At 74.2% G+C, this 24,724-nt stretch carries 25 protein-coding genes; 10 read left to right on the top strand and 15 right to left on the bottom strand.

The features are described 5' to 3' along the window. Positions 1 to 167: 167 nt before the first annotated feature. Complete coding sequence (locus BJ976_RS00430; protein ID WP_135030426.1) at positions 168 to 965, bottom strand: oxygenase MpaB family protein; 798 nt, start codon at positions 963 to 965, stop codon at positions 168 to 170. Between the two features lie 317 nt (positions 966 to 1,282). On the opposite strand from BJ976_RS00430, the gene BJ976_RS00425 reads away from it, so the two are divergent. Beyond that, complete coding sequence (locus BJ976_RS00425) at positions 1,283 to 1,573, top strand: three-helix bundle dimerization domain-containing protein (protein WP_229667479.1); 291 nt, start codon at positions 1,283 to 1,285, stop codon at positions 1,571 to 1,573. 38 nt (positions 1,574 to 1,611) lie between these two features. Here BJ976_RS00425 and BJ976_RS00420 read toward each other — a convergent pair whose 3' ends face one another. Further along, complete coding sequence (locus tag BJ976_RS00420) at positions 1,612 to 2,859, bottom strand: isochorismate synthase (RefSeq protein ID WP_135030427.1); 1,248 nt, start codon at positions 2,857 to 2,859, stop codon at positions 1,612 to 1,614. An 89-nt stretch (positions 2,860 to 2,948) separates the two neighbouring features. Here BJ976_RS00420 and BJ976_RS00415 point away from each other — a divergent pair, with 89 nt between their 5' ends. The 4 genes from BJ976_RS00415 (at position 2,949) to BJ976_RS00400 (ending at position 6,851) form a co-directional block, all read left to right on the top strand. Further along, positions 2,949 to 3,671 carry an arsenate-mycothiol transferase ArsC gene (locus tag BJ976_RS00415; protein WP_135030428.1) on the top strand — a complete coding sequence of 241 codons (723 nt, stop codon included), beginning with the start codon at positions 2,949 to 2,951 and terminating at the stop codon, positions 3,669 to 3,671. A 43-nt stretch (positions 3,672 to 3,714) separates the two neighbouring features. Continuing rightward, complete coding sequence (locus tag BJ976_RS00410) at positions 3,715 to 4,029, top strand: metal-sensitive transcriptional regulator (RefSeq protein WP_229667481.1); 315 nt, start codon at positions 3,715 to 3,717, stop codon at positions 4,027 to 4,029. Positions 4,030 to 4,088: 59 nt separating this feature from the next. Further along, entirely contained in the window at positions 4,089 to 4,307 is a 219-nt protein-coding gene (locus BJ976_RS00405) for a heavy-metal-associated domain-containing protein (RefSeq protein WP_135030430.1), read from the top strand. A gap of 81 nt (positions 4,308 to 4,388) precedes the next feature. Continuing rightward, positions 4,389 to 6,851: a heavy metal translocating P-type ATPase gene (locus tag BJ976_RS00400; protein ID WP_338105827.1), complete on the top strand. Its 2,463-nt coding sequence runs from the start codon at positions 4,389 to 4,391 to the stop codon at positions 6,849 to 6,851. 9 nt (positions 6,852 to 6,860) lie between these two features. Here BJ976_RS00400 and BJ976_RS00395 read toward each other — a convergent pair whose 3' ends face one another. After that, complete coding sequence (locus tag BJ976_RS00395) at positions 6,861 to 7,277, bottom strand: DUF4259 domain-containing protein (protein WP_135030431.1); 417 nt, start codon at positions 7,275 to 7,277, stop codon at positions 6,861 to 6,863. Positions 7,278 to 7,439: 162 nt separating this feature from the next. Here BJ976_RS00395 and BJ976_RS00390 point away from each other — a divergent pair, with 162 nt between their 5' ends. Then, on the top strand, positions 7,440 to 7,994 hold the full coding sequence (locus BJ976_RS00390) for an SRPBCC family protein (protein WP_135030432.1): 555 nt from the start codon (positions 7,440 to 7,442) through the stop codon (positions 7,992 to 7,994). A 33-nt stretch (positions 7,995 to 8,027) separates the two neighbouring features. Here the strand turns inward: BJ976_RS00390 and BJ976_RS00385 are convergent, their stop codons facing one another. Beyond that, positions 8,028 to 8,378, bottom strand: a complete 351-nt coding sequence (locus tag BJ976_RS00385; RefSeq protein ID WP_135030433.1) for a putative quinol monooxygenase — start codon at positions 8,376 to 8,378, stop codon at positions 8,028 to 8,030. A gap of 34 nt (positions 8,379 to 8,412) precedes the next feature. Next, on the bottom strand, positions 8,413 to 8,847 hold the full coding sequence (locus tag BJ976_RS00380; protein ID WP_135030434.1) for a hotdog domain-containing protein: 435 nt from the start codon (positions 8,845 to 8,847) through the stop codon (positions 8,413 to 8,415). A gap of 48 nt (positions 8,848 to 8,895) precedes the next feature. On the opposite strand from BJ976_RS00380, the gene BJ976_RS00375 reads away from it, so the two are divergent. Continuing rightward, positions 8,896 to 9,801, top strand: a complete 906-nt coding sequence (locus BJ976_RS00375; RefSeq protein WP_135030435.1) for an alpha/beta hydrolase family protein — start codon at positions 8,896 to 8,898, stop codon at positions 9,799 to 9,801. A gap of 154 nt (positions 9,802 to 9,955) precedes the next feature. Here BJ976_RS00375 and adhP read toward each other — a convergent pair whose 3' ends face one another. The 4 genes from adhP to BJ976_RS00355 all read right to left on the bottom strand — a co-directional run bounded on the left by adhP (position 9,956) and on the right by BJ976_RS00355 (position 14,534). After that, positions 9,956 to 10,987 carry an alcohol dehydrogenase AdhP gene (gene adhP / locus BJ976_RS00370; protein WP_135030436.1) on the bottom strand — a complete coding sequence of 344 codons (1,032 nt, stop codon included), beginning with the start codon at positions 10,985 to 10,987 and terminating at the stop codon, positions 9,956 to 9,958. Positions 10,988 to 11,041: 54 nt separating this feature from the next. Beyond that, a complete protein-coding gene (gene exaC / locus BJ976_RS00365) occupies positions 11,042 to 12,565 on the bottom strand; it encodes an acetaldehyde dehydrogenase ExaC (protein WP_135030437.1) in 1,524 nt (507 codons plus the stop codon). A gap of 122 nt (positions 12,566 to 12,687) precedes the next feature. Next, positions 12,688 to 14,115 carry a helix-turn-helix domain-containing protein gene (locus tag BJ976_RS00360; RefSeq protein WP_135030438.1) on the bottom strand — a complete coding sequence of 476 codons (1,428 nt, stop codon included), beginning with the start codon at positions 14,113 to 14,115 and terminating at the stop codon, positions 12,688 to 12,690. Continuing rightward, the gene (locus BJ976_RS00355) at positions 14,112 to 14,534 is read right to left on the bottom strand and encodes a DUF779 domain-containing protein (protein ID WP_135030439.1); all 423 of its coding nucleotides are present in this window, start codon (positions 14,532 to 14,534) and stop codon (positions 14,112 to 14,114) included. The genes BJ976_RS00360 and BJ976_RS00355 overlap by 4 nt, the downstream gene beginning before the upstream one ends. A gap of 62 nt (positions 14,535 to 14,596) precedes the next feature. Here BJ976_RS00355 and BJ976_RS00350 point away from each other — a divergent pair, with 62 nt between their 5' ends. Next, positions 14,597 to 15,286: a GNAT family N-acetyltransferase gene (locus BJ976_RS00350; RefSeq protein WP_229667482.1), complete on the top strand. Its 690-nt coding sequence runs from the start codon at positions 14,597 to 14,599 to the stop codon at positions 15,284 to 15,286. Between the two features lie 48 nt (positions 15,287 to 15,334). On the opposite strand, the gene BJ976_RS00345 is transcribed toward BJ976_RS00350, so the two are convergent. The 3 genes from BJ976_RS00345 to BJ976_RS00335 form a co-directional block, all read right to left on the bottom strand. After that, a complete protein-coding gene (locus tag BJ976_RS00345) occupies positions 15,335 to 16,873 on the bottom strand; it encodes a SulP family inorganic anion transporter (RefSeq protein WP_135030440.1) in 1,539 nt (512 codons plus the stop codon). A gap of 39 nt (positions 16,874 to 16,912) precedes the next feature. Beyond that, a complete protein-coding gene (locus BJ976_RS00340; protein WP_184231788.1) occupies positions 16,913 to 18,136 on the bottom strand; it encodes an IS110 family RNA-guided transposase in 1,224 nt (407 codons plus the stop codon). A 405-nt stretch (positions 18,137 to 18,541) separates the two neighbouring features. Further along, positions 18,542 to 20,197 (bottom strand): thiamine pyrophosphate-dependent enzyme, encoded by a 1,656-nt coding sequence (locus BJ976_RS00335; RefSeq protein ID WP_135030868.1) that lies wholly within the window; start codon positions 20,195 to 20,197, stop codon positions 18,542 to 18,544. A 172-nt stretch (positions 20,198 to 20,369) separates the two neighbouring features. Here BJ976_RS00335 and BJ976_RS00330 point away from each other — a divergent pair, with 172 nt between their 5' ends. Next, on the top strand, positions 20,370 to 21,122 hold the full coding sequence (locus tag BJ976_RS00330) for a CGNR zinc finger domain-containing protein (protein ID WP_135030869.1): 753 nt from the start codon (positions 20,370 to 20,372) through the stop codon (positions 21,120 to 21,122). A gap of 66 nt (positions 21,123 to 21,188) precedes the next feature. Next, on the top strand, positions 21,189 to 22,169 hold the full coding sequence (locus tag BJ976_RS00325) for an L-lactate dehydrogenase (protein WP_135030885.1): 981 nt from the start codon (positions 21,189 to 21,191) through the stop codon (positions 22,167 to 22,169). A gap of 39 nt (positions 22,170 to 22,208) precedes the next feature. Here the strand turns inward: BJ976_RS00325 and BJ976_RS00320 are convergent, their stop codons facing one another. The 3 genes from BJ976_RS00320 to BJ976_RS00310 form a co-directional block, all read right to left on the bottom strand. Then, positions 22,209 to 22,631: a hypothetical protein gene (locus BJ976_RS00320; RefSeq protein WP_135030870.1), complete on the bottom strand. Its 423-nt coding sequence runs from the start codon at positions 22,629 to 22,631 to the stop codon at positions 22,209 to 22,211. 137 nt (positions 22,632 to 22,768) lie between these two features. Further along, on the bottom strand, positions 22,769 to 23,350 hold the full coding sequence (locus tag BJ976_RS00315; protein WP_135030871.1) for a hypothetical protein: 582 nt from the start codon (positions 23,348 to 23,350) through the stop codon (positions 22,769 to 22,771). 33 nt (positions 23,351 to 23,383) lie between these two features. After that, positions 23,384 to 24,700, bottom strand: coding sequence for an MATE family efflux transporter (locus BJ976_RS00310; protein ID WP_229667491.1), 1,317 nt, complete (start codon positions 24,698 to 24,700; stop codon positions 23,384 to 23,386). Positions 24,701 to 24,724 lie beyond the last annotated feature (24 nt).

Here is a 24,724-nt window from a genome sequence, read left to right as displayed (position 1 = left end):
GGCCTCGGACTCGTCGATCATGCCGCGGCGCGGGCGCCCGAGGGCGGGCTTGCCCGCGCGGTCCTTCTGGCGGGCGGGGACGGGGCGGGAGCCGGGACGGCGGGGGGTGTAGTCAGACATCCCCGCCATTGTCCCATCCGCACCCCCGGCCCCGGCGCGGCGCCCGGTCAGGACGACGTCGGCAGCCCCCGCACCGTCCACGCCGCCACCGCGCCCCGCACCCGGCGGGGCAGCCGGGGGTAGACGGCGCGCACGAGCGCCCAGAGCCGGGCCTCGCGGCGGGAGTCCCGCCCGGTCCAGGACCAGCCGAGCCCGCCGCGCACCCGCGGGGGCAGCATCCCGGCGGTGACGAACCGCGCGAGGGGCAGCGCCGCCCGCAGCGGCGCGGGCAGGCCCTGGCCGGAGAACAGGTCGGCGGCGATCGCCCGCGCGTCGTCCGTGACCTCGAGCGCGGCCACGGCGCGGTCCCAGTACGCGGTGAAGGCGGCCCGGTCCGCAGGCCAGGCCCCCGTGGGGACGCCCAGGGCCGTGGCGAGCACGGCGTACTCCCGCAGGAGGCGCTCGGCGTCCTCCGGGTCCAGCACGCCCCAGATGCGGCGGCGCACCTGCTCCCCGGCCCAGAACAGGGTGGCGGCCACCCAGAGCTGCGCGTCGGGGTCGTCGGCGCTGTAGGGCCGCCCGCCGCCGTCCACACCGCGCACGCGCGCGTGCTGCGCCTGCACCATCCCCACGACGGCGTCGCGGGCGGGCGCGGCCTCGGGAAGGGCCACCGCATAGACGTAGCCGAGGGTGTGCCGCAGCCGCCGCAGCGGATCCTCGGTGAAGCGGGAGTGGGCGGCCACGCCGGCGCCGACGCGGCGGTCCGCCACCTGGAGCAGGATGGCGGCGCCCGCACCGGCCAGGATCGCGGCCTCGCGGGCCACCTCGGCGGCGCGGGCAGGACCGCGGGCGGGGACGGATGACATGGCAGGACCTCCTGCCCGGACCCTACCGGCGTCCCGACGGGACCCCCTGCGGTTCACGCGTCGTTCACCTGCGAGCCGCATGGCGCTCACCCCACCCCGCCCTCCATACCCCCATGGGTACGCATATTCGGCCGGATTCCGGGGGCCTCACGCGGTCCCGTTGGTAACACGCCTCTTGCACTTCTCTGCAGAACGAGTATGGTGGTTAACAAGTTGTTCACCTTTCGTTCACCTGACGGAACGGAGGGAGGACCCCGCGGGCCCCGCCCACCCCAGCACCAGAGAGGCCACGGCCTCGGAAGGACACGGTGATCACGGTGACCATCCCCCTGACCGACCACCACATGCCCACCACCCCCAGCCCCCTCATGCAGCGTCACGTGCTGGCCCGCGTCACGGACACGCTCGTCCGTCGCTTCGACGGCGCCGTGGCACTGGCCGAGGTCCGCGCCACCGTGGAGCAGGCGTTCGCCGACCTCAAGGCGGACGCCCGCATCACCACGTACCTGCCGGCCCTGACCGAGCACGAGGCCACCCGCCGCCTCGAGGCCCTCACCGCCTCCCCGACCCGCATCACGGGCTCCAGCACGCAGCTCTCCGCCGCCTGACCGGCAGCGACCCCCTCCGCGCCCTCGGGCTCGCCTCCTCAGGCGAGCCCGAGGGCGCGACGCATGGGCAGGAGCTTCGCCGCCACCTCGGCGACCTCCTCCTCCGGCACCGCGCCGGGCACGATGCCCCCGCCGGCCTGCAGGCGGACCCCGCCGGGCACCTGCTGACCGCAGCGCAGGGCCAGGGCGATCTCGCCGTCGCCGGTCTCGTCCAGCCAGCCCACCGGCCCGGCGTACCGGCCGCGGTCCACGGGCTCCACGTCCCGGATCACCGCGAGGGCCGCGTCCCGCGGGATCCCGCCGACCGCCGCGGTGGGGTGCAGGGGCCCCACCACGTCCAGGACGGTGCCCTCGGCGGAGCGCAGGCGTCCACGCACGGACGTGGAGAGGTGGTGGACGTTGGGCAGGGTGAGGACCTCGGGTGCCGGGTCGACGTCCTCCAGCTCGACGACGGGCTCCAGCACCTCCACCACGGAGCGCGCCGCCCAGCGGTGCTCCTCGGCCAGGCGCGGGTCGGTGGCCAGGTGCTCCCGGTTGCGGGCGTCCTCGGCGGCGTCCGCGCCGCGGGGGGCGGAGCCGGCGAGGACGCGGGACGTGACCTCTCCGCGCCGACGCGTGGCCAGCATCTCCGGGGTGGCGCCCACGAGCCCGCCGACGGCGAACACCCACGTCTGCGGGTACTGCGCGCGCAGCGCCTCGACCGCGCCCCACAGGGCCGCCTCGTCCGCGGGGACGGTGTCCGTGCGGCTGACCACCACCTTGCCGAGCGCCCCGCCCGAGGACGCCATGCGGTCCAGGACCTCGCGCACCCCGGCGGCGTAGCCGGCGTCGTCCCAGGCGGCGGCGGGGTCCTCGGGCGTCAGGGGGACGTCGTCGTCGGGGAGGAGGCGGACGCACGCGTCCCGGAAGACCGCGGCGCGCAGGGCCTCCTCCGTCATCCGTGCGGGCACCTCGACGGGCTCGCCGCCCGCAGACCCGGCCTCGAGGATCCGGGCGGGCACGCGCAGCACGGCGGGGGCGGGCGAGGCGTCGTCGAACACGGAGGACACCCAGGCGTGGGCGGGCGCCGACGGGTCCGGGCGGGCGGCCACGGCGGCGCGCCAGATCGCGGAGAGCCGCTCCACGCGGCGCGGGCCGGTCACCAGCACCGTCCACCCGCCGACGCCCACCCGCACGCGGCCCTCACGGGCCCACACCAGGACGCGGGCGACGGCGGGGACGGCACCCTCGGGCAGACCCGAGGCGCGGGCGGCGAGCGCGGCGACGCTCGGGGAGGAGGCGGACATGACCGCCATTGTCTCCCACGGCCCCGCCGGGCCGACTACCGTGGTGGTCCCCGGCGCGGCCCCGCGCGCCCCGACCCGCAGGAGCACGCATGGCGCCCCTCCCCTCCGACCCCTCCATCACCGGGGACGTCCCCCTGGACCCGACCGGGGCCATACCGGTGGTGCCGTCGGCGCCCGAGGGGATGACGGCGCACGTCCTGGAGCGCGAGGCGGAGCGCCTGCACGCCCGCTACCCGGAGCTCGGCGACCTCGCCTCCGTCCACGCCCTGCTGCTGGACTCGTACGCACGGCTCGCGCGCACCAGCCGCCACCCGGAGCTGCTGGCCTCCACCGCCGCGAACGACGCCGCCGCACGCCTGCGCGCGAAGGCGATCGCCGCGGGCACCCTCGAGTCGCGCCACCCGCGCGTGCTGTTCGTGTGCCACGGCAACGCGGGCCGGTCCCAGATGGCGGCCGCCCTGCTGGAGAACCGCTCCGGCGGCGCGGTGAAGGCCCGCTCGGCCGGCACCACCCCGGCGGGCTCCGTGCTGCCCCTGGCCCTGGACGCCATGAGGGAGATCGGCCTGCCCCTCCACCACGCCTTCCCCAAGCCCGTGGATCCGGACATCCTGCGTGCCGCCCAGACCGTGGTGCTCTTCGACGGCGCGGAGCCGTTCGACCTCCCCGAGCACGTGGAGGTGCAGCACTGGTCCGTGCCCTCGATCCGCGGCATGGGGATCGAGCAGGTGCGCGGCGTGCGGGACGCCCTGGACCTGCAGGTGCGCGGCCTGATCGCCGAGCTGCAGGAGCAGGAGCCCGGTCACACCGCCTGACCCCCGGTGACAGAGTACCCCCTGGGGGTATATGGTCAGGGGCATGGAGCACGACCAGCACGCCGGCCACGGCTACTCGCCGCAGCGCGAGGCCTACCTCAAGCGCCTCAAGCGCGTCGAGGGACAGGTCCGCGGGATCCACCGCATGGTGGAGGAGGACGTCTACTGCATCGACGTCCTCACCCAGGTGGCCGCCGCCACCAAGGCACTGCAGGCCGTGAGCCTGGGCCTCGTGGAGGACCACCTGCGGCACTGCGTGGCGGACGCCGCCGTGCAGGCCGACCAGGAGGGCCGCCAGGAGATCGTCGACGCCAAGGTGGCCGAGGCCACCGCCGCGATCGCCCGGCTGCTGCGCTGAGACGCTCCGCGGGGGGCGCGACCGCGCACCCCCTCACCCCGTTCGAGAGGACCGGCACCATGACCACCACCACCCTGAAGATCGACGGCATGACCTGCGGCCACTGCGTCTCCTCCGTGCAGGAGGAGATCGGCGAGCTCGAGGGCGTCACCGCCGTGGACGTGGACCTGACCGCGGGCGGCGTCTCCACCGCCACCGTCACCTCCGAGGCCGAGCTCGACCCCGCGCAGCTGCGCGCCGCCGTCGAGGAGGCCGGCTACCGCACGGTGGAGGGCTGACCCGTGGCCGAGCACGCTCCCCTCACCGCACCCGACGCGACCGCCGGCCCCGGGGCCCCCGCCCCGAGCGCCACGCGCCGCGTGGACCTCGACATCACCGGCATGACCTGCGCATCCTGCGTGGGGCGCGTGGAGCGCAAGCTCGGCAAGATCGAGGGCGTCAGCGCCTCCGTCAACCTGCCGCTCGAGCAGGCCGCCGTCACCGTGCCCGCGGGTGTGTCCGACGAGGACGTGGTGGCCGCCGTCGAGAAGGCCGGCTACGGCGCCACGGTGCGCCGCCCGGCCGCCGCCCCGGCCCGCCCCGCCGCGGACCACGACGACGACGCGCACGTCCGGCATCCCGCACACGACGGCGACGCCGCCCCCGAGGCGCACGACCTGGACCACCACGGGGCCGGCCCCGGCGAGGCGCATGACCACATGTCCCACGGGCCCCGGGAGGACGTGCTGAAGCCCCGGCTGATCGGCGCGGCGCTGCTCACGGTGCCGCTCGTGCTGATCTCCATGGTCCCGGCCCTGCAGTTCCCGCACTGGGGGTGGGTGGCGTTCGCCCTGGCGACCCCCGTGGTGTTCTGGGCGGCGTGGCCGTTCCACACCGCCGCGTTCCGCGCCGCCCGCCACGGCTCCTCCACCATGGACACGCTCGTGTCCGTGGGCGTGCTCGTGGCGTACCTGTACTCGGCGGTCGAGCTGGTCCTGGACCCGGACATGACCGCCCACGTGGGCGGGGGCATGGCCGCCATGGCCCACCACAGCCTGTACTTCGAGACGGCCGCGGTGATCACCACGTTCCTGCTGCTCGGCCGCTTCCTGGAGGCCCGCGCCAAGCGGGAGGCCGGTGCCGCCCTGCGCGCCCTGCTGGACCTCGGCGCCGCGCAGGCCACCCTCTACGACCCCGCCACCCGGGCCGAGCGCACGGTGCCCGCCGAGTCCCTGGCCCCCGGCGACGTCGTGCTCATCCGCCCCGGGGAGAAGGTCCCCACGGACGCCGAGGTGCTCGAGGGCCGCTCCGCCGTGGACGCCTCCCTGCTCACGGGCGAGTCCGTCCCCGAGGAGGTGGGGCCCGGGGACGCGATCACCGGCGCCACCCTCAACACGTCCGGCCGCCTGGTGGCCCGCGCCACCCGCGTGGGCTCGGACACCACGCTGGCGCAGATGGGCCGGCTCGTGGCCGACGCGCAGACCGGCAAGGCCCGCGTGGCCCGCCTCGCGGACCGGATCTCCGCGGTGTTCGTGCCGATCGTCCTGGTGATCGCGGTGCTGACCTTCGCGGTCTGGCTGCTGGTGACGGGCGACGTCGCCCCCGCCCTCCGCGCCGGCGTCGCCGTCCTGGTGATCGCGTGCCCGTGCGCCCTCGGCCTGGCCACGCCCGTGGGCCTGCTCGCAGGCACCGGCCGCGCCTCCCAGCTGGGCATCCTCATCCGCGGCCCGGAGGTCCTCGAGGACTCCCGCACCGTGGACACGATCGTGCTGGACAAGACCGGCACCGTGACCGAGGGCCGCATGCGCCTCACCGCCGTCACCCCCCTCGCTTTCGTTCGGGACACGGCCGGCGCGTCGGACGCTTCCGTTCGTGAAACGGCCGGCGCGTCGGACGCTTCCGTGCGGGAGACGGCGCCCACCCCGGTCTCCGACGACGCCGCGCCCCTCCCCGAGGACGCGCTCCTCGCGCTGGCCGCGGCGGTGGAGGCCGGCTCGGAGCACCCGATCGCCCACGCCATCGTGGACGGGGCCCGCGAGCGCGGACTCGACGTGCCCGCGGTGCAGGACTTCTCCTCCACGGCCGGCGGCGGCGTGCGCGGCACGGTCGCGCTGGCCGACGGCCCCGGCGGCCCGACCCCGCACCGCGTGTCCGTGGGCCGGACCTCCTTCCTGGAGGCCGAGCTCGGCCCCGACGCCCTGACGGACGCCCACCGCGCCGCCCTCGCGGACGCCGAGGCCGCCGGCGCCACCGCCGTGTGGGTCGCCGTGGACGGCCGCCCGGCCGGCATTCTCGCGGTGCAGGACACCGTGAAGCCCTCCTCCGCCGCCGCGATCGCCCGCCTGCGCGGGCTCGGGCTGCGCCCGCTGCTGGTGACCGGGGACAACGCCGCGGTGGCCGCCCAGGTGGGCGCCGCCGTCGGGATCGCCCCCGAGGACGTGATCGCCGGCGTGCGACCCGAGGACAAGGTGGACGTGGTGCGCCGCCTGCAGGGCGAGGGCGCCGTCGTCGCGATGGTGGGCGACGGCGTCAACGACGCCCCGGCGCTGGCCGCCGCGGACGTGGGCATCGCGATGGGCTCCGGCACGGACGCGGCGCAGGAGGCCGCGCAGATCACCGTGCTGGGCTCGGACCTGGACCAGGTGGTGCAGGCGCTCGAGCTGTCCCGGCGGACGCTGCACATCATCCGCACGAACCTGTTCTGGGCGTTCGCCTACAACACGCTCGGCATCCCGGTGGCGGCCGCCGGCCTGCTCAACCCGATGATCGCCGGCGGCGCGATGGCCGCCTCCTCCGTGCTGGTGGTGCTGAACTCCCTGCGGCTCACGCGCTACGCGCGCTGAGGCACCCGGTCAGCCCGGGAGGCCCTCCTCCTGGGAGACGCGGGCCCACTCCTCGCGCTCACCGGCCTCGTTCCAGAGCTCGTAGAGCTCGGACGCGGCCGGGTCGTGGACGGTCACCCCGATCAGCTCGCGCAGGGTCTGCAGGTCCTCGTCCGTGAACTGGGCCAGGAAGTCCTCCAGGTCCAGCTCGTCCGTGCCGGCGATCTCGTGGAGAGCCGGGGCGGCCGGGGAGGCGGCGTCCTGCGCCACGCGCACCACGGCGCCGAGGGCGATCAGCTCCGCGCCCGAGGCCGCGTCGATGTACCCGTCCTCCTCGGAGCGGAACGTGCCGCGGCGCTCCTCCAGCCGGAAGGTCCCATCCAGGATCTGGTCCACCAGGTCCTGGGCGTCGTCGTTCTCGAAGGCGTGCATTCCCCATGCGCTCATGGCCTCACCCTAGACCCGTCGGGCGCGGACCGTTCAGTGCGACGGCGCGCGGCGCTCGAGTCCAGCCGACTCCTGCGGGCCGGACGGGGGCGGCCATGGGCGGCTCCGTCGTGGGGCTGCGGCAGGGAGGCGCAGGGCCGGGGCTGGCCCTAGGGTGAGCGCATGGACACCCCCTCCTCCGCCTTCTCCCCCTCCCCCGACGACGGCGGCGCCCGCCGCCCCGCCGACGCCCGCCCCTCCGCCGCGAAGCAGGCCGGCTGGCCCGAACGGGTCGACGCCGGCCCGCACCGCGTGGCCTTCCGGCACACCGTGGCCGCGCCCGCCGAGGAGCTGTGGGCCCTGCTGGCGGACCCCCACCGCCACCACGAGGTGGACGGCTCCGGGACGGTGCAGGCGACGGTCGTCGGCCCCCACCGGCTGGCCACGGGCGACCGGTTCACGGTGCGCATGCGGAAGTTCGGCGTCCCCTACCGGATGACGAACACGGTGACGGAGGCCGAGCCCAGCCGCGTGCTCGAGTGGCGGCACCCGGGCGGCCACCGCTGGCGCTGGGAGTTCCTCGACGCCAGGGACGGCGCCACCGAGGTCACCGAGACCTTCGACTACTCGCACCTTTCCAAGGCCGCGATGCGCGTACACGAGCTCGCCCGCACCCCGCAGGACAACGCCCGCGGCATCCGGGCCTCCCTCACGCGGCTGGCGGCCCTGCACCTCTGAGCGGCCACGGGGCCACGGCGGGCGCCGGAGCGGTCAGGCCTGGGACAGGATGTCCGTCCAGTGCGTGGCCTCGGGGGTCTTCACCAGGTGCGGGGACACCAGCGCCCGCCACGCGGGGAACGCCGGGGAGTTCCGAAAGCCCTCCGTGTGGTCCTCGATCCGCGGCCAGCCGACGAGCAGCCGGTAGTGCTGCGGCTCCTCCACCTGCCGGAGCAGGCGGAACGACGTCGCCCCGTGCTCCCGGAACATCGGAGCGGCCTCCGCGACGGCGGCCTCGAAGGACTCCTCGGCGCCCTCGGCCACGTGCAGGCGCACGGACTCCATGACCGGGCCCGTCGGGAAGGCGGGGCCGGTGGGGGTGGGCTTCTCGGGTGCGGTGGTCATGCGGGTTCCTCTCTTGCGGGGCGGGGCGGCGGGGTCAGCGGCGCGGGCTGGTGGCCTGGCCGGTGAAGTAGGCGACGAGCTCGTCATCGGCGGTGACGCGGACCTCGATCACGCGGTCCCGGCCGAACTCGGCGTTCTCGCGCGCGGTGGCCACGAGATGGGCGCCCAGCCGGGCCGGGGCCACGTAGGTGATGTCCGCGCGGCGGGTGACGGGGGTGTCCCCGAAGGTGGCCACGCAGTACGCCAGCGCCGAGTCGGCCAGGTGGAACAGGAAGCCGCCGTGGCAGATCTCGTGGGAGTTCACCATGTCCGCGGTGACGTCCCGGTGCAGGGTCACGTGGCCCTCGGCGGCCTCGCCCAGGGTGACGCCGTGCTCGCGCACCGCGGGGTCGTTCGCGTAGATCTCCTCGAGGCGGGCGAGGATCTCGTCCCGGCTCTCGCCGGACGAGCTCTGGAGGGTCTCAGTCATGGGCCCATTGTGTCGCAGGCCGCTCCGCCCCGCACCTAGGGTGGCGGCGTGACGCAGACCACCTCCACCCCCGTGCGCCTCCGCGCCCGCGACGGCTTCGTGCTCGCGGCCCGCCACTTCGCCCCCACGACGACGACGCCCCCGGCCCCGCCCGCCGGCGCGGTGGTGATCGCCCCGGCGACCGGGGTGAAGGCCACGTACTACCGGCGCTACGCCGAGTTCCTCGCCGGCCACGGGTTCCACACGGTCACGTTCGACTACCGGGGCGTCGGGGAGTCCCGCGAGCCGTTCGCCGTGGCCCGGCGGGCGCGCTGGGCGGACTGGGGCGCCCTCGACGCGGACGCCGTGCTCGGCTGGGCCCGGACGCGCCTGCCCGGCCCCCTCCTGACGGTGGGCCACAGCTTCGGCGGGTTCGGCGTCGGGCTCGCGGACGAGGCGCGTCACGTGGCCCGGCACATGGCCGTGGGCGGGCAGCACGCGTACTGGCGGGACTACCGGGCGCGGCCGGGGAGGGCGCGGATGTGGGCGCGGTGGCACGCGGCGATGCCGGTGGTCACGCTGGCCCGCGGTCACTTCCCGGGGCGGCGGCTCGGCTGGCTCGAGAACCTGCCGCGCGGGGTCGCCCTGGACTGGGCGCGCAGTCGGCGCGACTTCACCGCGGGCGCCCGCACCGCCGCCGGCCGGGACGAGCTGCGCCGTCGTCTGGCCGCGTTCACGGCGGACGCGCTGATCGTGGCGCCCGTCGACGACGACTTCGGCACCGACGCCGCCCTCGACCGCGCGGACGCCTACTCGCCGGATCGGCGGACGGTGCGCTGGCGGGTGCGGCCGGAGGAGCTCGGTGTCGGGCAGATCGGGCACTTCGGACTGTTCCACGCGCGGTTCGCGCCGACCTTCTGGCCGGCCACGCTGGAGTGGCTGCGCGACGGCGTCGCCCCGGCCGCGGCCCGCTGAGGCTCGGGCGTCGGGCGCGCTGCGGCCCGCCCCGCCCCCGCGACGATGACGGCGGCCGCCCCGGCCCGGATCTTCGGGCGGGACGACCGCCGTCGCACTGGTGCGCGTGATGTATCGATACTACCCCGCGCCCAGCGGATGCCCAGGCGACACGTCAGTCCTGCATCGCGTAGTCGATGACGACGCGGCCCTCGATCTTGCCGTGGCGCATCTCCTCGAACACGTCGTTGATCTCGGTGAGCGGACGGGTGTGGAACGTCGGGTGGATCTTCCCGGCCGCATAGAACTCGAGCGCCTCGACCATGTCCTGACGGGTGCCCACGATCGAGCCGCGGATGGTCAGGCCCTTGAGGACGATGTCGAAGATCGGCGCGGGGAAGTCGCCCGGGGGCAGGCCGTTGAACACGATGGTGCCGCCGCGGCGGGTCATCGCGATGGCCTGGCCGAACGCCTGCGGGTGCACGGCCGTGACGAGCACGCCGTGGGCGCCGCCGATCTTCTCCTGGATCTCCACGGAGGGGTCCGCGACGTTCGCGTTCACGGTCAGCTCCGCGCCGTGCCGGGTGGCGAGCGCCAGCTTGTCGTCCGCGACGTCCACGGCCACCACGCGCATGCCCATCGCCACGGCGTACTGCACCGCGATGTGCCCCAGGCCGCCGATGCCGGAGATCACGACCCACTGCCCGGGCCGCACCTCGGTCTGCTTCAGCCCCTTGTACACCGTGACGCCGGCGCACAGGATCGGGCCGACCTCCATCGGGTCCGCGCCCTCGGGGATCACGGGCGCGTAGCGGGCGTCCACGAGCATGTACTCGCCGAAGGATCCGTTCATGGAGTAGCCGCCGTTGATCTGCTCCTCGCACAGGGTCTCCCACCCGGTGCGGCAGTACTGGCAGTGGCCGCACGCGCCCCCCAGCCACGCGTTGCCGACCATGTCCCCGACCTTGAGGTTCTCGACGTCGGGTCCGACCTCCTCGACGATGCCCACGCCCTCGTGACCCGGGATGAACGGCGGGGTCGGCTTCACCGGCCAGTCGCCCTCCATCGCGTGCAGGTCCGTGTGACAGACGCCCGAGGAGATGAGCTTCACGAGCGCTTGGTGCTGGCCGGGCGTCGGGCGCTCGACCTCCGTGACGTCGGCCTCTCTGCCGAACTGGGTGACGACGGCTGCCTTCATCGTGGTCATGGGGGATCACCTTTCGTGGAGTGGGGAGGGGGGTCGTGCGGTGCCGGCGTCGGCTCAGAAGAACCCGAGCTTGTCCTCGGAGTAGGAGACGAGCAGGTTCTTGGTCTGCTGGTAGTGGTCGAGCATCATCAGGTGGTTCTCGCGGCCGATGCCGGAGGACTTGTACCCGCCGAACGCGGCGTGGGCCGGGTAGGCGTGGTAGTTGTTCACCCACACGCGGCCGGCCTGGATCGCCCGGCCCGCGCGGTAGGCGGTGTTGCCGTTCCGGGACCACACGCCGGCGCCGAGCCCGTAGAGCGTGTCGTTGGCGATCCGCATGGCGTCGTCGAAGTCGGTGAACGTGGTCGTCGAGACCACCGGACCGAAGATCTCCTCCTGGAAGATGCGCATCGAGTTGTCCCCGCGGAAGATCGTGGGCTGCACGTAGTAGCCGCCGGCCAACTCGCCCTCCATCTCGGCGCGGGCGCCGCCGATCAGCACCTCGGCGCCCTCCTGACGGCCGATGTCCAGGTAGGACGTGATCTTCTCGAGCTGGTCGTTGGAGGCCTGGGCGCCCATCATCACGTCCGTGTCGAGGGGGTTGCCGGTGACGATGCGCGAGGTCCGCTCCACGACGGCGTCGAGGAACTTCTCCGCGATCGACTCCTGCACGAGCGCACGCGACGGGCACGTGCAGATCTCGCCCTGGTTCAGCGCGAACAGGGTGAAGCCCTCCTGTGCCTTGTCCCAGTAGGCGTCGTCGTTCGCCATGACGTCCTCGAAGAACACGTTGGGCGACTTGCCGCCCAGCTCCAGGGTCACCGGGATGATGTTCTCCGAGGCGTACTGCATGATCAGCCGGCCCGTCGTCGTCTCGCCCGTGAACGCGATCTTGCGGATGCGCGGCGACTGCGCGAGCGGCTTGCCGGCCTCGAGGCCGAAGCCGTTGACCACGTTGACGACGCCGGCCGGCAGCAGGTCCGCGATCAGCTCGATGAACACCATGATCGAGGCCGGGGTCTGCTCGGCGGGCTTGATCACGACGGCGTTGCCCGCGGCCAGCGCGGGCGCCAGCTTCCACACCCCCATCAGCAGCGGGAAGTTCCACGGGATGATCTGGCCGACCACGCCCAGCGGCTCATGGAAGTGGTAGGCGACGGTGTCCTCGTCCACCTGGGACAGGCCGCCCTCCTGCGCGCGGATCGCGCCGGCGAAGTACCGGAAGTGGTCGATGGCCAGCGGGACGTCCGCGTTGAGGGTCTCCCGGACGGCCTTGCCGTTGTCCCACGTCTCCGCGACCGCCAGCATCTCGAGGTTCTCCTCCATGCGGTCCGCGATGCGGTGCAGCACGAGCGCCCGCTCGGCCGCCGAGGCGGCGCCCCAGGCCGGGGCGGCCTTCCAGGCGGCGTCGAGGGCGGCGTCGATGTCCTCGGCCGTGCCGCGGGCGACCTCGCAGAACACCTTGCCCGTCACGGGCGTGACGTTCTCGAAGTACTGGCCCTTGACCGGGGGTGTCCACTCTCCGCCGATGAAGTGCTCGTAGCGGGACTTGAACTCGACCTTGGCTCCCTCGGTGCCCGGGAATGCGTAGACGGTCATGGTGCTGGCTCCTTTGCCTGCGGTTGCCTCGGCGCCGGGTGGCGCCTTGCCGTGGCTGTGACCCTAGTCACAAGGAGGTTGCACGAAGGTTGCAGCCGGGCGCGGGTGAGGGGCGGGCCGGGTCAGGCCAGGTCCCGCTCGATCCGCTCGAGCGTGGCCACGGCGAGCGCGCGCCGCGGCGAGTCCGTCGGCAGCAGACGCAGGGCGGCGCCCCAGAGCTCGACGTCGTCGCGGGCCTCGGGGCGGCCCAGGTAGGCCCAGAGCTGTTCGACATCCGCGTCCTGGGCGACGGCCTCGCGCAGCGCCTCCCCCAGCTCCACCCGGATCGAGGCGACACCGGGGGACACCGACCGCGGCAGCACCGGCCCGGCCGCCGCGTGCAGCGCACGGTCCAGATCCCCGGCGCGCAGCGCCTCCCGCGCGCACAGCAGGTCCGCATGCACCTCCCCCACGAGCCGGTACGGCCGGGACAGCAGCGCCACCAGCGCCCCCACGTCCTGCAGCGCCCGGCGGAGTCGATGCACCTCGGCGCGCAGCGAGATGGCGCGGGCGGGGGCGTCGCCCGGCGCGGGCCGATGCCCGGCGGTCTCCTCCGGATACAGCGCGACCTCGAGCTCGGCACCGGTCAGACCCGGGCCGTGCCACGCGAGGAGGGTGAGGATCTCGGCGTGCCGGCCGGTGAGCTCGACCCCGTCCAGCGTGGGCGGCAGGTGGCCGGTGACGCGCAGCAGGCCCGCGGCGGCGTCGTGGCGGTGCGGCGCAGCGGCGGGGCTCGGCTCCGGCGAGGCGGACGGCGGGACCGAGGGGCACGGCGTCGGGACGGTGCCGCGGGGACGGCCCCGGGACGGGGCGGGCAGGTCCCGCCAGGCGGCGTGCACGGCGTCCACGGTGGCCTGGAGCAGCGGCAGGGCGAGGTGGCTGACGGCGTCCTCGCCGCCCGTGAGGTCCAGGACCCCGACGAGCCGCCCGGTGGCAGGGTCCGTGAGCGGGACGGCCGAACAGCTCCACGGGTGCACGCGCGGGCTCAGGTGCTCACCGCGGCTGACCTGCGTGGGGGCGCCGGTCGCGAGGACGATGCCGGGGGCGGAGGTGCCCATGGACGCCTCGGACCAGTCGGCACCGGCCACGAAGCCCATGGCCTCGGCGTGGCGCACCGCGGTCCGGTCGCCTTCGACCCACAGCAGGTGGCCGCGCGCGTTGCCGATCGCGGCGAGCATCCCGGCCTCGGCCGCGGGGTGGATGAGCATGCGGCGGACCACCGGCAGGGCCACGGCGAGACGCTGCTCGCGACGTGCGGCGGCGAGGTCGTCGTCGGCGAGGGTGGCCGGGTCGGTCTGGCCGGGCACCGCGGGGGTGAGGGCGCCGAGGGAGCGCAGCCAGGACTCGCGGACCTCTCGCCGCAGCCCCTGGAGGGCGGCGCGCAGGCCTTGGTCCGCGCCGGTCGGAGCGGTGGGCGACGACGGCGCGAGCGACAGGCGGACCGAGGCGAGGGACTCGTGGGCCCGGTCCACGGCGCGTCGGTAGGCGCCCGTGGCGAGGGTCGAGCTCATCCCGAGCCGGCCATCAACCGCGAACGGATCAGGAACCGCTTGCCCTCGGGCGCCTCGACGGAGAAGCCGGAGCCGCGCCCGTCCACCACGTCCAGGGTGAGGTGGGTGTGCTTCCAGTACTCGAACTGGGCGGCGGACATCCAGAACGGGATCTCCCCGGCGGCCTGGTCCCCCTCGGCCGGCAGCGCGAAGGTGCCCAGCAGGACGTCGGAGGCGCCCGTGCGGAAGTCGCCGGCGGGGTAGCACATGGGCGAGGAGCCGTCACAGCAGCCGCCGGACTGGTGGAACATGAGCGGGCCATGGATCGGGAGGAGTCGGCGGATCAGCTCGAGCGCCGCGGCCGTCATGGCGACGCGGGACACGGCCTCCCCCGCGATCTCGGGGCGAGCTTCGAGGGCGGTGCCGGCGGGGGTGTCCATGCGCCCCACCCTAGCCCGTCATGTGACTCACGTCACCCTTTCTGCCGGTCTACCGTGGTCCCATGCCCGCCCCCGACGACGCCCGCACCTCCGCCTCGACCGGCGCCTCGCCCGACATGCCCGGCCGTCCCGTCACGGACATCGCCCCCACGGTCCCCTCCCCGGCCGCACCTGACGCCACGGCCCTGCCCGACCCCTCCCCGACGATCACGGTGGACGGGCTGACCCTGCGCCCCCTGGCGGCGCGGGACGAGGCGCAGGCGCGGGCCGCCGTCGCCGAGCTGTCCCAGGACGGATTCGCGTTCCTGATGGGCTACGAGGAAGAGGGCGACTTCACGGCCGTGCGTGAGGCATTCGCCCGGGACGCCCGCGGGGACACGGACCCGCGGTGGGTGCGCTCGTCGATGCTCGCCGCCGAGGACGCGGAGGGCGCGCTGGTGGGGCGCGTGTCCGTGCGGTGGGAGCTCAACGAGGGGCTGCGACACGTCAACGGGCACGTGGGGTACGCAGTGCGCCCGGGGTTCCGGCGGCGCGGACACGCCCGGCGGATGCTCCGCGGCGCCCTCGCCCTGCTGCACGCCGAGGGCGTGGAGACTGCCCTCGTGACGTGCGACGAGTCCAACGCCGGCTCCGTCGCCGTCGTCACCGCGTGCGGCGGCGTCCTCCGGGACCGCGTCCACACGCGCCTGGACGGCACCCCGAAGCAGGACCCCACCGTGCGCTTCGACGTCCCGACGGCACCGCTGCCCTGACCGGCTCGGCGCTCCGCCGGGCTCGGCGTACGGCGCTCCGCCCAGGCCTCAGTGCCCTCCGCCGAGGCGGCCGGATATCCGGGCGCGCATGGCACGGCTGGCCACGTTGAGGCCGGCAATCTCCACGGCGGCACCGTGCCGCCGGTACTTCTCCTCGATGGCGTCGAGGGCGGCGATCGTGGACGCGTCCCACAGGTGGGCGTCACGGAAGTCGATCCGCACCCGCGCCGGGTCCCCCGCGTAGTCGAACTGGGGGTAGAGGTCGTTGGAGGAGGCGAAGAACAGCTCGCCCTGGACGCGGTAGTGCGCGACGGCGTCGCGCCCCTCGCCCTCGAGGGTGCGGGTGACGGTGGCCAGGTGGGAGACCCGCTGGGCGAACATCACCATGGCGGCGAGCACGCCGAGGCCCACGCCGATCGCGAGGTTGTGGGTGAGGACGGTGGCCGCCACGGTCACGAGCATCACGAACGTCTCGGATTTCGGCATGAACGCCAGCGTGGACGGCTGGATCGAGTGCCAGTCGAAGGTCGCGAGGGACACGAAGATCATGACGGCCACGAGCGCGGCCATGGGCACGAGCGCCACCACGTCCCCCAGGGTCACGGAGAGCAGGAGCACGAACACGCCCGCCATGAAGGTCGAGATGCGGGTGCGGGCCCCGGAGGCCTTCACGTTGATCATGGTCTGGCCGATCATCGCGCAGCCGCCCATGCCCCCGAAGAACCCGCTGACCACGTTGGCCACGCCCTGGCCCCAGGACTCGCGGGTCTTCGAGGAGCGGGTGTCCGTGATGTCGTCCACGAGCTTGGCGGTCATGAGGGACTCCAGCAGCCCGACGACGGCCATGGCCAGCGCGTAGGGCGCGATCACCTGCAGCGTCTCGAGGGTGAACGGGACGTCCGGGACCAGCAGCGCGGGCAGGGCCTCCGGCAGCCGGCCCTTGTCCCCCACGGTGGGCACGTCCGCGCCGGCCAGCAGCACGATCGCCGTGACGACGACGATGGCCACGAGCGGGGCGGGCACGGCCGTGGTCAGCCGTGGCAGCAGCAGGATGATCGCCAGGCCCAGGGCGGTGAGCGGGTAGACGAGCCACGGCACGCCCATCAGGTCCGGCAGCTGCGCGGTGAAGATCAGGATGGCCAGGGCGTTGACGAAGCCCACCATCACGGACCGCGGTACGAACCGCATGAGCCGCGCGACACCGAGCAAGCCGAGCACCACCTGGATCAGGCCGGCGAGGATCACGGCGGCGAGCAGATGGTCCAGCCCGTGGGACTGCACGAGGGGCGCGACGACGAGAGCCGTGGCGGCCGTGGCCGCGGAGATCATGGCCGGCCGACCGCCCACGAACGCGATGGTCATGGCCATGGTGGCCGCGGCGAACAGGCCCACCTGCGGGTCCACGCCGGCGATCAGCGCGAAGGCGATGGCCTCGGGGATCAGGGCGAGCCCCACCACGAGACCTGCGAGCACCTCGGTCTTGAGGCGGCCGGGCGAGCGGAGGGCGCGGCGGACGGACTGGAGCTGCTCGGGCGTCGGCTCGGCGGCCTGCTGAGGCGTGGGCGCGTGCGGGGCGGCGGTGGACACGGGTCTCCCGTCGTGTGGGGGGTGCCTCTATGGTTTTCGTCAAGCCGCGAGAGCGACTGATGATGGTGCTGGCGGGGCGGTCGGATCTTGATACAGGGTGCCATCGCGGAGCATCGCGTAGAGCACGTCGGTGCGGCGCCGGGCCAGCGCAATCAGCGCCTGGTTGTGGCGTTTGCCCTGGGCTCGTTTGCGGTCGTAGTACGCCCTGGAAGGCGGGTGTGACAGCGAAGCGAACGCTGAGAGGAACAGGGCCCGCTTCAGGCGCTTGTTTCCTCCCCGGGCTACGTGCTCTCCGCGGATCGAGGTCCCTGAGCGTCGGGTGACCGGGGCGATCCCGGCGTATGAGGCCAGATGCCCGGCATCGACGAAGTCCTTGCCCACAACTTCAGTGAGGATGCGTGCGGCGGTCCTGATCCCTACTCCGGGCATCGAGATCAGGACCGGGTGAAGAGGGTGGGCCTCCACCACAGCCTCCACCTGGGAGGCCAGTCCGGCCCGCTGACGGGTCAGTCCGGCGAGTTGTTCGGCCAGGATGGGCACCACGGTGGCCGCGGCCTGCGTGCCAGCCACGACCACGGACTGCTCGTCCAGGGCTTGGAAGATCTGCTCCGTGAGCGAGCCCGCCAGTCGTGGGGCGTGCTTGCGCAGCCGGGCACGCACATTCCCCGCCCCGGCGGTCTTCAGCTGCGCCGGGGTGGGGTACCGGCCGAGAAGGTCTGCCACGGCGGGGTGGGTGATCCTGGGCCCGAGCACGCGCTCAAGCGCCGGGTGGATCTGGGTGAGGAGTCCGCGCAGCCGGTTCGAGGTCGCGGTGATCTGCGCGGCGAGGTCGTCATCGAAACCGGCGAGCATGGCCAGCTCTGCGATCTGTTCCTCATCGACTCGGATGGAGCGCAGCGTATGGGGCATCGTGCGGGCTGCTTCAGCGATGATCGCCGCGTCCTTGGCGTCGGTCTTGGCCGAGCCGGGGTGCAGGTCAGCGATCCGTCGCATCGCCAGCCCGGGCAGGTACGCCACCTCAACGCCCTCGCAGGCCTGGGCCACGGCCACGGGCAGGGCCCCAATCGTGGCCGGCTGGTCCACCACGAGCAGCACCGGCCCGTAGGTGGTGGTGAGCTCGGCGAGGATGCCGCGTAGGCGGGTCTCGTCGTTGGGCAGGGCCTTGTCGTAGACCTTCTTCCCGGCCGCGGTGAGGGCCACGGCGTGGTGCTCGGCCTTGCCGACGTCAAGGCCGATGAACACGGCTGGGGGCTGGACTGTCATCGCGGTCGTCCTCCTGGGCTTGCGGGGGCCATGAGTGTGCTGGCCAGCTCCAGTGGTGATCACGCTCGGCATCCACGTTACGAAGGGCCCCGGTGAGGGGCTCGCGCCTCTATTAGCGATCCGTGGTCACCAGACCGGTCCTCGGTGACAACACCCCCCGGATCATGCAGTCGACTGGGGGCAACGATCATGCCGAGGACCGGCTGGCCGGCACCTGCTCATCCTGATCGATGGAGGAGCCACGAGAAAGGTAACGGGGGTGAAGGTGTGCGGCCGGTCGCGCTCCCCGGTCACGGGGGCTCCCTGCTCAGAGGACGCCGGACGGCCCCCCGACCCTACCGCGAGGGGAGGGTCGGGGGGCCGGGAGCGCGGGCGTCGTCGTGAGCTCCGCCGGGGGCGCCGGGGTCAGTACGCCTTGACGCGCTGCTCCACGATCAGGTGGATGAGGGCGAACTGCTCGCCCTGCTGCACGGTCGCCAGGGCCTTCTCCACGGCGGCCGGGACGTCCTCGTCCTGCTCGACGCGGATGCCGACGCCGCCGAACGCCTCGGCCATCTTCGCGAAGTCCGGGTTCTTCAGCTGGGTGCCGGAGACGCGCTCGGGGTACTCGCGCTCCTGGTGGGTGCGGATGGTGCCGTACTCCTGGTTGTCCATGACCACGATCAGCGGGGTGGCCCCGTACTGCGCGGCGGTGGCCATCTCCTGGCCGTTCATGAGGAACTCGCCGTCGCCGGCGATGGTGACCACCACCCGGTCCGGGAAGTTCAGGGACGCGGCCACGGCGCCGGGCACGGAGTAGCCCATGGAGCCGTTGCGGGCGGAGATCATGGCGCGGTAGCCCTCGGTGGGGAAGTAGCGGTGTGCCCAGTTGGTGTGCTCACCGGCGCCGAGGGAGATCATCGAGTCCTTCGGCAGCTTCGGCACGAGGTTCGCCATGAGGGTGGACATCCTCGCCTGGCCCTCGGACGGCTCCGCCGACGGGAGCGCGGCGAACGTCTCCTGCTCGCCGCGCATGCGGGAGGCCCACTCCTCCCACTCCGGCTTCACCGCGAGGTCCATGCGGACCAGGTCGCGGACGAACACGTCCGGCTTGGCCACGATCTGGTGCGACACGGGGCCGGAGCGGCCGCGCAGGGACGGGTCGATGGTGACCAGGAAGTTCTTCTTGTCCCAGTTCTGGCGGATCGTGAAGCCGTCCGTCACCACGTCCCCGGGGACGGTGCCGACGAACACGATCAGGTCCGTCTCCTCGAGCAGCCGCTGCGTCCAGTCCGGGCGGCCGTAGCCGATGGGGCCCACGTAGGAGGGGGAGGAGAACGGCACGGTGCCCTCGGTGCGCCACTCCGCGGCGGCGGGGATGCGGTGGTCCTCGAGCCAGGACGTGAGCGCGTCGGCGCCGGCGTCGGTCCAGTCGTTGCCGCCGGTGATGAACAGCGGCTTCTTGGACTCCTTGAGCGCGGCGTGCAGCGCCTTCCAGTCCTCCACGGTCATGCCGCCGGTGGCCACGGGGATCTGCGGGTGCAGCTCGGCGTCGATCTCCACGCGGATGACGTCCTCCGGCAGGCCGACGACGACGGGGCCCGGGCGCCCGGACGCGGCGGCGAACATGGCCTCGGCCACGATCTCGGACGCGCGCTCGGGGTGGTCCAGGACCATCACGCGCTTGGCGCCGGAGTCGAACCAGGCGTGCGGGTCGAACTCCTGGAAGGCCTCGCGGTCGCGGTGCTCGAACGGGATGAGGCCCACGAACAGGACCATGGCGGTGGAGTCCTGCCACGCGGTGTGCAGACCCACATGGGCGTTCGCGGCGCCGGGGCCGCGGGTCACCATGGCGACGCCGGGCACCTCGTTCATCTTGCCGTCCGCCTCGGCCATGTAGGTGGCGCCGCCCTCGTGGCGGCACACCACGTTCTCGATCTGCGAATCGTGCAGGCCGTCCAGGACATCCAGGTAGGACTCGCCCGGCACGCTGTAGATGCGCTTCACGCCGTGCGCCTCGAGCGTCTTGACGATCGCGTGGCCGGCGGAGAGGCGGCCCTCCGTCTGGGTGGTCTGGGACATGGCGACTCCTGGATGCTGGGTGCGGGGACGCTCCAGCGCCCTCGTCGGCTCGTCCCCGCGGACGGCCGCGGAGGTCTGACGGTCAGGTTAGCCGAGCGCCAGGACACGGCAGGATGTGTCAACGGCTGTGAAGCGGGCCACGGCCAGGGGCCCTCCGCCGTAGGCTGGGCCCATGCTCTCCGCCCCCACCCTGCGCCGCCTCACGTCGATCACCGTGTTCCTGGACTCCGCGCCCGGGATGCGCGGGGGTCAGCCCGCCGAGGAGCGCCTGACCGCCGGCACGCAGCTCCCCACGCTGGTGCCCGAGCTGCAGGAGGGGGACGTGCGCCTGCGGGTGGCCGCCGCCGCCCGGGACCGCGCCCACGCCCTGCGCGCCCGCCTCACCGAGCTGTGGGCCCTCGCCGCGGAGGACCAGGCCGCAGCCCTGGAGGCCGTGAACGCCCTGCTCGCCGAGACCGGCGCGCTGCGCCTGGTGGCCGACGCGGACGGCGCCGTGGACCTCACCCCCGCGCAGACCCCGGCCGATGCCGTCGAGCGCCTCACCGCGATGGCCGCCCTGGCCCTCGCCGAGGCCGCCCTCGAGGGCGAGCTGGACCGCCTGCGCACGTGCGCGGGCGAGGACTGCGAGAACACGCTGGTGGACGCCTCCCGCAACCGCTCCAAACGCTTCTGCGACGCCGCCAACTGCGCCAACCGCACGCATGTGCGCAGCTACCGGGCCCGTCAGGCCGAGGCCGACGAGGAGACGGCGGCCCCCGCCGTCGAGCCGGCCACCGCGGCCGGGGACGAGCCCGCGGACGCGGCGGCCGACGTCGTCGCGGAGGGGCAGCCGAAGGAGAAGGCGAAGAAGAAGGACAAGGACGGCAAGAAGTCCACGAAGTCCAAGAAGAAGGGCAGGAAGAAGGCCAAGAAGAAGGGCGACTGACCGCTCCCCCGCCCCGCGGGTGACGCCTAACCTGGCCGCATGAGCCTCTCCGACGCTGCCGTGCCCATGCCCCTCGACGACGCCCGCCCCGCCTCCCCCGCCCTGCGCCACCGGAAGGTCGGCGTGATCGGCGCCGGCGCCGTCGGCACCGCGATCTGCTACTCCACGCTGATCCGCGGCGTGGCCCGCGAGGTCGCGCTCTACGATATCGACGGCCCCAAGGTCCGCGCCGAGGTCCTGGACCTGGCCCACGGCACGGCCTTCACCTCGACCACGCAGATGACCGGCGGCGACGACCCCGCCGTGCTGGCCGACGCCGAGGTGGTCGTGATCACTGCCGGCGCCAAGCAGAAGCCCGGCCAGACCCGCCTGGACCTGGCGGAGGCGAACATCGCGATCCTGCGGACGCTGCTGCCCACGGTGCAGTCCGTGGCCCCGGATGCGCTGATCGTGCTGGTCTCCAACCCCGTGGACGTGCTCACGCTCGCGGCCCAGCGCATCACGGGCCTGCCGGCCGGCCGCGTGATCGGCTCCGGCACCCTCCTGGACACCTCGCGGCTGCGCTGGCAGCTGGCCTCCCGCGTGCACGTCCATCCCTCCTCGGTGCACGCCGTGATCCTCGGCGAGCACGGGGACACCGAGTTCCCCGTGTGGAGCTCCGCCAGCATCGGCCCGACGCCGCTGCTCGCCTGGCCCGACGCCGACGCCCCCGCGTTCACGCGGGAGGAACTCGACGGCATCGCCCACGAGGTCACGCACGCCGCGTACGAGGTGATCCAGGGCAAGGGCGCCACGAACTACGCGATCGGCGTGGCGACGACGCGGCTGCTCGAGGCGATCCTGCGGGACCAGCACGCGATCCTGCCGGTCTCCACCGTCATGGACGGGGTGATGGGGCTGGCGGACGTGGCCCTGTCCCTGCCGTCCGTGGTGGGCCGCGCCGGGGTGGAGCGGGTGCTGCCGGTCGAGCTGGACGAGGACGAGCGGGCGCGCCTGGCGACCTCGGCGGAGACCCTGCGCACGGTGGCGGCGCAGTTCGGGTTCTGACGCCGGAGCCCGGAGGGGCGGCGGGGCGGACGCCGGCGCTCAGGCGCGGGGGGCTTCGCCGTCGCCGGCGGGGCGCTGCCCGGAGGCGCCGGCCCGGCGCTCCTGGGCGGCCTTGGCCCGACGCTCGGCGGCGCGGCGCTGGAACTCCTCCTCCGAGGAGCGGTTGATCCCGGAGCCCTGGGAGAGGCGCTCGGGGTTCTCGCGAGAGGCCAGCTGGAGCATGGCCACCACCACGAGGGAGGTCATGAAGAACACGCCGAAGGCGATCAGGCCGATGTCGATGCGCAGCGGGTTGTCCGTGCCGCCGGAGGCGGTGAGCGCGGCGATCGAGCCGCCCACCAGGCCGAGCACCGCGGAGAACACCAGCGGGCCCGTCACGCTGCTGCGCAGGCCGCCGCGTGCCGGTCGGCCGGCACCACGGCGGGTGCGGTCGTCGGACGGTCGGGGGGACTGTGCGCTCACAGCGGGTCTCCTACGGGTGGGCATCGGGGGCGTCGGCGGCGCCCGCGGGATGCGGGCGCGTCGGACCCGGCCAGTCTACGCCGGGGTCACTCCGGACGGCGGGCCCGTTCGCCGGGGGCGGGACGGGCGCCCGGAGGTCAGAGGCCCTGCGCGGTGCCGCGGTCCCGCCGGACCTCGTGGTGGAAGCCCAGGCCCGAGATCAGCAGCAGCACGCCGGTGATGATCGCGCCGCCGCCCACGATGCCCAGCTGGCCGTGCGGGTCCAGCCCCTGCACGGCCCCCACCGCCAGCGCCGCGCCGGAGGCGAGGCCGACGAGCCCGGTCCAGAGCTGGTCCCGCGCGGGGATGAAGGTCCGGCGGAAGCGCGCCCAGGCCACGAGCTCGGCCACGCCGCCGAGGATCAGTGCGGCGGCCACCGTCAGGCCCACGCCGCCGGGGGTGCCGAAGAAGAACAGCAGCACGGTGCCGAGCAGCCACGCGGCCGCCGCGAGGGACAGCGGGGAGCGCATGGCCTCCGGCACGCAGTCCCGGCGCAGGTACTCCCACAGGGCGGAGCCGGAGAAGACGAGGAACAGCGCGAACGCCACCTTCATCCAGGTCAGCCCCGGGTTCTGGAGGAACACGGTGGAGAGCCCGAAGAGCAGCGCCACGCCGGCGCGGATCAGGATGGGCTTGAACACCTCGGACGAGATGGCGAGGGGGGTCTTCTGCGTGGTCACCGCCCCAGTCTAGGGAGGCGGGCCGCGCCGGGCTCAGCCGAGGGTCATCCAGGCGTCCCGCCGCGCGCGATGGCCGAGGGTCAGCGCCCGCGCCCCCAGGTACACCCCCGCGAACCCGCACCACAGCAGCGCGACCTGCGCGGCGCCGTCGGACGCGGGGCCCCGGCCGAGCCCGCCCGCGGCCGCCTGGGCGAGCAGCCACAGCGCGGGGGCGTACACCGCCAGGTTCACGACACCGGCCAGCGCCAGGTACCGCGCGTCGCCGGCGCCGATCAGCACGCCGTCCAGGACGAACACGTACCCGGCCACGGGCTGGGACAGGGCGAGGACCAGCAGCCCGGCGGTGGCGGCGGCCTGCACGGCCGGGTCCGGGGTGAACAGCGGGGGCAGCACCCAGGCCAGCGCTGCCAGCAGCACGCCGGTCACGACGCCGAAGCCCAGCCCCCAGCGCACCATCACCTCCGTCAGGCGCCGGGCCTGGCGCGGCCGGGACGCCCCGAGCTCGGTGCCGATCAGCGCCTGCGCGGCGATCGCGAGGGCGTCGAGGGCGAACGCGAGCGTGGAGTACAGGGTGAAGACGAGCTGGTGCGCCGCGAGGGTGACGTCCCCCAGGCCGGTGGCGGCCATGACGGTGATGAGGATGGCCGCGCGCAGGCTCGCGGTGCGCAGCAGCAGCCACGAGCCCACCTGCGCGGTGGCGCGCATGCCGGAGGCCAGCGGGGCCAGGCCCGTGCCGGCGCGGCGGAACCGGGGCGCCAGGACCGCCAGGTACACGGCCAGCATGGCCCACTGCACCGCGGAGGTGCCGATCGCGGAGCCGGCCACCCCCAGCCCCGCCCCGTACACGAGCACCACGTTGAGGGCGATGTTCACCGCGAACCCGCCGCCGGCCACCACCAGCGGGGTGACGGTGTCCTGCAGGCCGCGGAGCACGCCCGTGGCGGCCAGGACCGCCAGCAGCGCGGGCAGCCCGGGCATGGACCACTGCAGGTACGCGGTGGCGTGGGCGTGGGTCTCCCCTGCCGCGCCGAGCGCCGCTGTGAGGTGCGGGGCGGCGGCCCAGCCCGCGAGCGCGAGCGCCGTGCCCAGCAGCAGCCCGAGCCAGATCCCGTCCCGGCCGCGGGCCATGGCGCCGGGCAGGTTCCCCGCGCCGATCATCCGCGCCACCGCGGGCGTGGTGGCGTACGCCAGGAAGATCATCAGCCCCGTGGCGGTGTGCAGGACCGTGGTCCCCACCCCGACGCCGGCCAGCTGGGCGGTGCCCAGATGCCCGACGATCGCGGTGTCCGCCAGCAGGAAGAGGGGCTCGGCGATCAGCGCGCCGAACGCAGGGACCGCCAGGCCCAGGATACGCCGGGAGAGGCCGCGGCCGGA

This window comes from Micrococcus flavus (assembly GCF_014204815.1).
In the GTDB taxonomy this organism is placed as follows: domain Bacteria; phylum Actinomycetota; class Actinomycetes; order Actinomycetales; family Micrococcaceae; genus Micrococcus; species Micrococcus flavus.
This window is presented reverse-complemented; position numbering and strand designations above follow the sequence as displayed.